The organism is Nocardia nova NBRC 15556, from assembly GCF_001613005.1.
GTDB lineage: Bacteria > Actinomycetota > Actinomycetes > Mycobacteriales > Mycobacteriaceae > Nocardia > Nocardia nova.
In genome coordinates this window covers 1-9,337 of the sequence record NZ_BDBN01000114.1, presented here as the reverse complement: position 1 = coordinate 9,337, position 9,337 = coordinate 1, and the positions used below count along the sequence as shown (strand labels likewise).

At 67.7% G+C, this 9,337-nt stretch carries 11 protein-coding genes and 1 pseudogene; 11 read left to right on the top strand and 1 reads right to left on the bottom strand.

Annotated elements, in window-relative coordinates:
* From NN2_RS36735 to NN2_RS32140, 3 genes and pseudogenes are all read left to right on the top strand, one after another.
* Positions 1 to 243, top strand: a pseudogene (locus NN2_RS36735) (hypothetical protein); the annotation flags it as partial.
* 315 nt (positions 244 to 558) lie between these two features.
* The gene (locus NN2_RS32145; RefSeq protein WP_063018647.1) at positions 559 to 867 is read left to right on the top strand and encodes a hypothetical protein; all 309 of its coding nucleotides are present in this window, start codon (positions 559 to 561) and stop codon (positions 865 to 867) included.
* Between the two features lie 184 nt (positions 868 to 1,051).
* Entirely contained in the window at positions 1,052 to 2,068 is a 1,017-nt protein-coding gene (locus NN2_RS32140; protein WP_063018645.1) for a lysophospholipid acyltransferase family protein, read from the top strand.
* Between the two features lie 21 nt (positions 2,069 to 2,089).
* Here NN2_RS32140 and NN2_RS32135 read toward each other — a convergent pair whose 3' ends face one another.
* Entirely contained in the window at positions 2,090 to 2,539 is a 450-nt protein-coding gene (locus NN2_RS32135) for a MarR family winged helix-turn-helix transcriptional regulator (RefSeq protein WP_063018643.1), read from the bottom strand.
* A 118-nt stretch (positions 2,540 to 2,657) separates the two neighbouring features.
* Between NN2_RS32135 and NN2_RS32130 the strand changes: the two genes are divergently transcribed.
* The 8 genes from NN2_RS32130 to NN2_RS32095 all read left to right on the top strand — a co-directional run.
* Positions 2,658 to 3,092 carry an SPW repeat protein gene (locus tag NN2_RS32130; protein WP_063018649.1) on the top strand — a complete coding sequence of 145 codons (435 nt, stop codon included), beginning with the start codon at positions 2,658 to 2,660 and terminating at the stop codon, positions 3,090 to 3,092.
* A gap of 86 nt (positions 3,093 to 3,178) precedes the next feature.
* Complete coding sequence (locus NN2_RS32125) at positions 3,179 to 4,210, top strand: SDR family oxidoreductase (RefSeq protein WP_063018641.1); 1,032 nt, start codon at positions 3,179 to 3,181, stop codon at positions 4,208 to 4,210.
* Positions 4,207 to 4,551, top strand: coding sequence for a hypothetical protein (locus NN2_RS32120; protein WP_156511532.1), 345 nt, complete (start codon positions 4,207 to 4,209; stop codon positions 4,549 to 4,551). Before NN2_RS32125 ends, NN2_RS32120 begins: the two co-directional genes overlap by 4 nt.
* Before the next feature lie 305 nt (positions 4,552 to 4,856).
* Entirely contained in the window at positions 4,857 to 5,984 is a 1,128-nt protein-coding gene (locus NN2_RS32115) for a DegT/DnrJ/EryC1/StrS family aminotransferase (RefSeq protein ID WP_063018637.1), read from the top strand.
* Positions 5,985 to 6,003: 19 nt separating this feature from the next.
* Positions 6,004 to 6,942, top strand: coding sequence for an NAD-dependent epimerase/dehydratase family protein (locus NN2_RS32110; protein WP_197516592.1), 939 nt, complete (start codon positions 6,004 to 6,006; stop codon positions 6,940 to 6,942).
* Positions 6,943 to 6,944: 2 nt separating this feature from the next.
* Positions 6,945 to 8,057, top strand: coding sequence for an MGDG synthase family glycosyltransferase (locus NN2_RS32105; RefSeq protein WP_063018633.1), 1,113 nt, complete (start codon positions 6,945 to 6,947; stop codon positions 8,055 to 8,057).
* On the top strand, positions 8,054 to 8,971 hold the full coding sequence (locus NN2_RS32100) for a DMT family transporter (RefSeq protein WP_063018631.1): 918 nt from the start codon (positions 8,054 to 8,056) through the stop codon (positions 8,969 to 8,971). The genes NN2_RS32105 and NN2_RS32100 overlap by 4 nt, the downstream gene beginning before the upstream one ends.
* On the top strand, positions 8,968 to 9,337 hold a 370-nt coding region (locus tag NN2_RS32095), incomplete at its 3' end, for an NAD-dependent epimerase/dehydratase family protein (RefSeq protein WP_174555040.1). The genes NN2_RS32100 and NN2_RS32095, both read left to right, overlap by 4 nt.

Genomic DNA, 9,337 nt, shown 5'->3' with positions numbered 1-9,337 from the left:
ATCGATAGCGGCCGGACGCGAATCCGGTTGCGGCACTGCCCCTTCCTCGACCTGGCCGAAACTCGTGCAAGTGTGGTGTGTCCGATCCATCTGGGCCTGATGCAGGGCGTGCTGGAGGGCCGGGCCGCACCGGTGAATGTCGAGCGGCTCGAGGCATTCGCGGAACCCGATCTGTGCCTGGCCCATCTCACCACGACCGGCAGCGCCGGGCCCGCCACGACGCAAACGGACTCCGCGCGATAACCAGCGCCGGGGCCGGCATCGTATCCTCCACGACCTGCCCCTGCCCTGGTCGTTCACCGTCCGCCGTGGCGACCCGGCAATCGAACTGACGCGGCTGATTGTTCACATCCACCTCCGACGGTCTGTTCTGCGTCACGTCCGTGGCGGGCATGTGACCCACCTCCTAGTTTTTACAATATTGCTTTGTATAAACTGATTCGTGCGAGGCTCGCCAGCCAAGCCACCCCGGTTATGACACGCGTCATTCATGACCCACCGGCCCGGCAGGGCGGCGACTCGACACAACCGCCCATACCGGAGATTCGAGGAAATGCGATGACCACCGCGATGCTTCCCCCGCCCCCGATCCACCACCCGCTCGAGATCCCGCAGCACGCGGTCGGCGTTATCCACCGGGTGCGAGACGCCGTGCGCGCGTTACCCGCTCCGACACTTCCGCGGGACATGCTCGCGGCAACGACGGTGGGCGATCTCGCCTTCATTCACGTCATCGACGCCCGCACTCTCGCCGTCGTCGCCCGCAAGGACCGCCACATCCAGCCGATCGCCGCGATGATCACCGAACACCTGCTCGGCGTCACCGCGACCGTGGTCGGCAGCGCGATCATGGTCACTCTCCGCTGACCGTTCCGCCACTGTCCACAGCGACGCCACGTTGATCCCGGCCCCGCTGAGCTCGAACCGGCCGAGGGGCCGGGAAGTGTTTCCGCAACGAATCGAACGGTGGTGCTCACTATGCCTATCGGGAAAGCCACGATAGTTCCGGCGCTCGATGACCCCTGGCCGAGGCCGGAACGGGGTCGGGCTGATGAGTGACGTGGCCAAGGTGATTCGACTGCGCGACAGCGACTTCGAGGCGCGGCAACGGCCGGCGTCGCGGCAATGGCCGAGCCGGCCGGCGTTACGCCCGGTGACGTCACTGACCGGGCGACTGGCGCCGGCGACCCCGCGCAGCCCGGGCGCCTCGGCCGGCGCCACGATCATCAACGGAATCCGCGGCACCGCCGAATTCGCTCGCCGCCGCTTCGCCGGCGACTACAGGGTCGACGAGTTCGGCTTGGACGAACACCTGTTGGAATCGGTTCTGCTGCCGGCTCTGCGGCCCCTGTCCGACCTCTGGTTCCGGGTGCAGGTCACCGGCGTCGACAACATCCCCGATACCGGCGGCGCCCTGATCGTGGCCAACCACGCGGGCGTACTCCCCATCGACGCCCTGATGCTCCAGCTGGCCGTGCACGACCGACACCCCGAACAACGGCTTCTGCGGTTGCTGGCCGCCGATCTGGTCTTCGACCTGCCCATCCTGGGCGGGTTGGCCCGCAAGGCCGGGCATACCCTGGCCTGCCCCGCCGACGCCGAACGCCTGCTGCGCTCCGGCGAGCTGGCCGGAGTGTTCCCCGAAGGGTTCAAGGGTGTCGGCAAGCCCTACCGTCAGCGGTACAAGCTGCAGCGGTTCGGACGCGGCGGATTCGCTTCTGCGGCGGTCGAGGCGCGCGTGCCGATCATTCCGTGCTCGATCGTCGGCTCCGAGGAGATCTACCCCAAGCTCGCCGACATCACCCCGCTGGCCCGGCTGCTCGGGTTGCCCTACTTCCCGGTGACACCGACATTCCCGCACCTTGGCGTGCTCGGTGCAGTCCCGCTGCCCTCCAAGTGGTACATCGAATTCGGCACCCCGATCCCGACCGACGACTTCGCCCCGGCGGCCGCCGGTGATCCGATGGCCATGTTCGACCTCGCCGGCCACATCCGCGAAACCATTCAACAGACGCTGTACAAACTGCTCGCCAAACGTCCGCGCCCTTTCACCGGCCCCGACAACTAACTGCGCTTCGAGGCTGTCGGTTCAGAGCTGTGCCTGCACGCCGGTAGTGGCCGAGCCGGTCACTGCATCGACGAGCGGGGTCAGCCGACGAAGTTCTTCCAAATGGGTAGCACTGAGCTGGGCGAGAGCACGTTTTCCGGTCTCGGTCAGGGTGAGGCGCACGACGCGTCGGTCCGTGCCGCCTTCCCGGTTGCGGGTGACGAGCCCGAGTTGTTCGGTGCGATCGATCAGCTGCACCACGCTGTGGTGCCGGGTGCACAGGTATTCCGCGAGCTCGCCGATGCTGGGTCCATCCGGGCCGAGATGGCCTCGGATCGCCAGGAGCAGTTGGTGCTGCGCGGCGGTGAGTCCCACGTCGGCCGCCCGGTGTTCGCTCCAGCGCAGGAACCGGCGCAGTCCGACGCGGAACATCAACAGCCGCGAGTACTCCTGATCGGTGAGATCGGGCGACGACGTCGACTCATATGTCATGCCATGATATTATCATGTCATGACATAAGACCGGCGGTGTTCCGGACCGGTTCCGCCTCTCGTCGTTGTCGATCTCAGCCGCTGGTCTTCACCGTGCAGCCGAAAGGTGGTGGAAGACATGGCTACTGACGCCATGAACATGAGCCTGCATCCCGACATCGTGGAGTTGCGGGCCAAGTACGAGAAGTATGAACTCGCCGCGATGGAACCGGCCGCGCAAGCTGTCATCGGCGTGATGTTCCTGACCGGGCTCTACATCGCGATCTCGGCGTGGGTCGTCGGTTTCCACGGCTATCCGACCTTGACCGCGAACAACCTGATCGTCGGGACCGCTCTGGCGGTGCTGGCGCTGGGGTTCGCCTCGATGTACGGACGCGTGCACGGCATCGTCTGGGCCGCTCCGCTGATCGGCGTATGGATGATCATCAGCCCCTGGGTGGTCAGCGGCAATGTCGCCCATCCCGCGACGATCTGGAGCAACGTGGTCGCCGGTGCGGTCGCCGTGCTGCTCGGGCTGAGCTCGATGGCACTGGGCATGCGCCGGACCGCATGAGCGCGAACCGCCAACGATGGAGTGCGAGCCGATAACCAGTGGGATTCGGCTCGCACCGGACAGCAGGGGGGAGGAACGGAGGGTGTATGACCGACAGCGAACATAAGTCGCGGGTGGTTGTGGTGACCGGTGCCAGCGGCGGTATCGGCCGCGCGACCGCGGTGGCCTTCGGCCGGCGAGGGGACAGGGTAGCGCTGCTGGCCAGGGGCGAAACCGGTTTGGCGGCCGCGGCCGAGCAGATTCGTCGGGCGGGCGGTACCGCTCTGGTCGTGCCCACCGATGTGGCCGACAGCGAGCAGGTGACAGCGGCGGCCGAGCGGGTCGAACAGGAACTCGGGCCGGTCGATGTGTGGGTGAATGTCGCGTTCACTTCCGTGTTCGCACCGTTCGACGAGATCGAGCCCGCGGAGTTCCGGCGGGTCACCGAGGTCTCCTACCTCGGCTACGTCTACGCCACGATGGCGGCTCTGAAGCGGATGAAGGCCCGCAATCGAGGCACGATCGTGCATGTCGGGTCGGCGCTGGCGTATCGCGGCATCCCGCTGCAGAGCGCCTATTGCGGAGCGAAACATGCCATCCAAGGTTTTCACGAGTCGTTGCGATGCGAACTGCTGCACGAGCGCAGCGGGGTGCGGGTGACCATGGTGCAGATGCCCGCGGTGAACACGCCGCAGTTCTCATGGGTGCTGTCGCGGCTGCCGAAGCAGGCTCAGCCGGTACCGCCGATCTACCAGCCGGAGGTCGCCGCCCGCGCTGTGCTGTACGCCGCCGACCACCCGAACCGACGCGAATACTGGGTGGGCGGCAGCACCGCGGCCACGCTGGCCGCCAATGCGATCGCGCCGGGCCTGCTCGATCGTTATCTAGCCAAAACGGGTTTCGATTCCCAGCAGACCGATCAACCCCGCGACCCCGAGCAGCCCGAAAATCTGTGGCATCCCGCCGATGGCGAGCAGGGCAGGGACTTCGGCGCCCACGGCATCTTCGATGCCCGGTCCACCGGACACAGTGCGCAGTTGTGGGCCGGTCAGCACCACGGCGCGGTGGCCGCTGCCGTCGCCGGGGTCGCTACGGCGGCGCTGGGCCTGTGGTCCCGTTCGCGCCGGTCCCGGCTGTGAGCGCCCGCGCATCCGGTTCGGCGGTCCGGCGGAGCCGGCTGGCGGGCATCGTCGCCGGCGTATGCGGTGTGATTCTGCTGAGCGCTCCCCGCCGGTTCGTCGGCCCCGCCCCGAGGGCGGTGACCGTGGCGCGGCTGCTCGGCGCCCGATACGGCGTGCAGGGCGTGGTGCTGGTTGTGGTGCCCGGGCCACCGGTGCGCGCCGTGCGCGCGGTGGATGTCCTGCACGCCCTGAGCATGCTCGCATTCCTCGGCTCACCCCGATACCGGCGCCCGGCCCTGGCCAGCGCCGCACTCTCGGTCGGCCTGACGCTGCTGGCCCGGCCGAGCAACCGTCGGTGATCGCCTCGGACCGCACCGACACGCCGTGCGAAAAGGTGAGCCGTGGGGCTCCGATGTGGTGACCAGGACGCTGACCGCGTGATGGATCGGATCGAATAATCGCTGGTAGAGGTGCTCGTCCGTGTAAGATTCGTCCTGCTTGGTCGAAATGGATGATGCCGCGGCTGGAGCCGGTGGGTACTCGGCCTTCCGTGTTCGTGCGTAGCCCGGTTGTGTAGTGGCAGTACGGCGGCGCATTTCGAGTTGGTCCGATGGCGTCCGCGGTAGCCGACAAATGGATACTTCGCTGACGAGGGAAGGCTCGTATGCAGATTCCGGCTGCGCGAATCCTGTTCACCGACGATGATCGAGACGAAATCGCCCGTCGTGTCACCACCGCGCTGAGCACCGGTGCGCTCACTCTCGGGCCCAATACGCGAGAGTTCGAATCCGATTTCGCCGCCGCCCACGGCGCCCCCTATGCGGTCGCGGTCAGCAGCGGAACCGCCGCGTTGGAGATCATCCTGCGCAGCGTCGGCGTTGCCGGACGTGACGTCGTCGTGCCGGCGAATACCTTCGCCGCCACCGGATTTTCGGTGCTGCGCGCGGGCGGCAACCCGGTCTTCGCCGACGTCGATCGCGATACCTTCGCGCTGTCGCCCGCGACCGTGGAGGCCGCGCTCGGACCCGACACGGCGGCCGTCGTGCTCGTCCATATCGGCGGATTGGTCTCGCCCGATGCGCCGGCCCTGCGGGAGCTGTGCGACGAGCGGGGGATCGTGCTCATCGAGGATGCGGCGCATGCCCACGGCTGTAGCTACGGTGGGCGGTTCGCGGGCTCCTTCGGCGTCGCGGGTGCTTTCTCGTTCTATCCGACGAAGGTGCTGACCAGCGGCGAGGGCGGAATGATCGTGACCGCCGACGAGCGTATCCGCGACGAGGCCGTGATCTACCGAGACCAGGGCAAGGCCGGCTTCCTCGGAAACGTGCACATCCGTGAGGGGTATGCCTGGCGGATGAGTGAGCTGCACGCTGCGGTCGGCCTGGTTCACCTGCGTCACCTTCCCGAATTTCTGCGGGTGCGCCAGGCCGCGGCACACCGCTACGACGCGGCGATCGACGCGATGGACGGATTCGAGCGGCTCGCCATCGCTCCCGAAGGGCGCAGCAACTACTACAAGTACATCGTGTTGCCCACCGACGACATCGACCGGGCGCAGTTCAAGAAGGCGGTCAAGGAACGGTTCGAGGTCGCGCTGACCGGTGAGGTGTACGAGGCGCCGCTGCATCGGCAACCGGTGTTCGAGCGCTTCGGCGGCCGCCGGCTCGAGGTTGCCGACGATATCTGTGCCCGGCACATCTGCCTGCCGTTGCATTCCGACATGACCGATGCCGAGGTCGATCATGTGCTGGCTGCGTTGTGCGAGGTCCGAGACACACTGATGGGAGGCTGAACAAGACATGCGGATCGGAGTGACAGGCGGCTCCGGCTTCATCGGAGCCCACGTGATTCACCGGCTCGCCGAATCCGGACACACGGTCTACGCCCTGGATACGGTCGCCCCGTCGAGTCCGGACCCTCGAGCGCGATTCCGCCGGGTGGACGTGCTCGACTCGTCCGCCGTCGTCGGCGCCTCGGCGGATCTCGAGGTGATCTTCCATTTGGCCGGCATGTCGAATGTCGATGTGGCGCATCGCGATCCGCTGCGGACGGTGCGATTGAACGTGGACGGCACCGCCAACATCCTGGACGCGGCCCGCGTGCACGGCCTGCGCCGAGTCGTCTTCGCCAGCACCGTATGGGTGTACGGGGCCGCCTTCGACGTCTCGGACGGAACGCGGCCGCTGACGGAGGCGGCGCCGATGGCGTTGGCCAAGGCCGGCCACATCTACACCTCGACGAAGATCGCCGCGGAGATGCTGATCCACAGCTACGCCGAGACCTACGACGTGCCGTTCACGATTTTGCGCTACGGCGTGCCGTATGGGCCCGGCATGAGAGACGAACTCGTCCTGGCCCGATTCGTTCGCAAAGCCATCGCGGGTGAGCCGCTGACTGTCGCCGGAGACGGCAAACAATTCCGCAACTACGTTTTCGTCGAGGACCTCGCCGACGCGCATGCACGGGTGCTCGACGACGCTGCCGAGAACCAGGTGATCGCGCTCGAAGGCAGCGAGCGGGTGAGTGTGCTCGATATGGCGGAGGCGGTGCAGGCGCGTTTTCCCGGTACCCCGATCGAGCATGTTCCGGCGCGGCCGGGTGATTTCCGGGGCATCGACGTATCGAACGCCCTGGCCGACAAGCTGATCGGGTGGCGACCCACGACCTCGTTCCAGGACGGCGTCCGGCGATACGTCGAGTGGTATCTGGCGGAGCATCCGGACACGGCCGCGGCCCGCGGAAACGGGTAGCTATGTCGACTCCCTCCGCGCTGCTGCTGTCCGGCTCGCTCGGTATGGGACACGATGTGATGGCCGACGCATGCGCGGTGTCGCTGCGCCGGCGCGGCTGGGCGACCGACACGGTCGACAGCATGCGCATGATGGGAAACCGTCGAGGTGGACTCGGCGAGAAGGTGTTTCGCGGCATGCTCGCCGTGCCCTGCCTGTACGACGCCTTCCACTTCGGGCCACTGCGCTCCGGGGGCCGGCTGGCCCGGTTCATCGACGCGGCATCGTGCCGCTACCTGGTTCCGGCCCTGGACGCGCGGCTGCGCGACCGGCCGGTGCAGTTGCTGGTGTCGGTGTTCGCCACCGGCGCCGCCGCGGCCAGTCGGATCAAGGATCGTCATCCCGATGTGGTGAATGCGGTGTTCTGCACCGACACCTGCCCGCATCGGTTGTGGGTGCATCCGAACACCGATCTCTACCTGGTGACCTCGGACCCGGCGGCCCGCTACATCCGGCGCTTCGAACCCGGCGCGGAGATCGCGGTGGTACCGGCGCCGGTACGCCCGCAGTTCTACCGGGCGCCGCCGCAAGCCGAGGCGCGGGACGCGTTGGGCGTGCCCCGGAACGCGAAATGCGTGCTGCTCATATCGGGGGCGTGGGGTATCGGTCCGCTGGCCGAGGCGGCCGACCTGATCGCGCGCGCGGGCGTTCACGTGCTGGTCGTGGCGGGCCGCAATGCCGGACTGGAAGCGCGGCTGCGGTCGATGGCCGCTGGAACGGAGCGGATCGTCCCCTTCGGTTTCACCGACGAGATTCCCGTGCTGATGTCCGCCGCCGATCTCGTCATCACCTCGTCGGGGGATACCTGCGCCGAGGCGAGAGTGATCGGCCGCGACTTGCTGCTGCTCGACGTCGTGCCCGGACACGGTCGAGACAACCTCCATCAGGAGCTCGTGCGTGGCGCTGCCGCGGTGACCTCCGCGCAACCGGAGGCGATCCGGCGTTGCGTTCTGGCTTGTCTGGAGCGAATCGAACCACCGCCGACTCGAATTGCCGTCGAACCCGAGGCGTGGGAAGAGGCGTTCGGCGCCACGCTGGACCGGGTCGGGCTGGGCGGCCGGGCGTCGGCGCCGTGAATCAGTCGCTGACTTACGGGTTGCCGGCGGTGGTCGTAGCCGCGGCGCTGTACGGGTGCGCGCCGGCAATCCAGGCCACGGCGGCGCGGCGGACCGCGCACGGCGGCGGCCTGGGACTGCTGTTGCTGGCGCGGCTCGCCGTGCGGCCGCTGTGGCTGTTCGGATTGGCTTGTGAGATGGGCGGTTTCGCGGCCGAGGCATACGCGTTCTCGGTGGCGCCGGCGACTCTGGTCGCGCCCTTGCTGACCCTGGACATGGTGTTTCTCGTTGTGATTGCCCGCCGCGGTCTCGATGAACGGCTGGCGGCGGTGGGGCGCTACGGGATCGTCGCGATGGTGCTCGGCACCGGCCTGATGGCGTATGCGTTCAACGACGAATCGGCACTCGGTTCGCCCGCGTCGAACGTAGAGATGCTCCTGTTCGTCGTTGGCGGCGTAGTGGCCGCCGCGGCCGGGGCGGTCGTGGGGGACCTCGGTACCAGGACCCCACGACCATGGGTCGCGGCGCTCGGGTTCGGCACCGCGGCGGGAATCGCCTACGGCATCGCAACGGTCGCGACACGCCAGGTCGGACTCACTTTCGAGCTACACCGTCCCTGGACGATGCTCGCCACGCCGACACCGTATGTCCTGGCGGTATGTTCGGTGCTCGGGATCAGCCTGCTACAGCGCGGTCTGCAGGCGGGCGCCGCGGTCCTCACATTTCCGGTCGCCAGCTTTCTGTCCTCGTTCGTTCCCGTCGTGCTCGGTGTCACCGTGCTCGGTGACGAGATCCCCGGAGGCGGCGCGGGCGCCGCCTTCGTCCTCGCGTTGCTGGCGGTATCTGTCGGTGTGACATGTCTCGGCCGCGATCGCGCGTCGGCCGCGCGCAGGCTCGAGGCGGAGACCGACCCGACCCCGAGGAGGGTAGGGTGAGCTGGCTGGTGACCGGTGGTGGCGGTTATATCGGATCGCACGTGGTGCGCGCGCTCCGCGCGACCGGCCGGTCCGTGGTCGTCCTCGACGATTTCTCGACCGGTCGCCGCGCCGCGATACCCGATGATGTCGCGACGGTCGCGGCGTCGGTCACCGACTTCGCGGCCATGACCGCCGCACTGCGCGACCACGAAATCACCGGAGTCGCCCACCTCGCCGGCCGGAAATCGGCAGTGGATTCGATGTCCCACCCGCTCGAGTACTACGAGCAGAACACCGGCGGAACCCGCACCTTGCTCGCCGCGATGCGCGCTACCGGCGTCGAACATCTCGTATTCTCTTCCAGCGCAGCGATATACGGCTCGC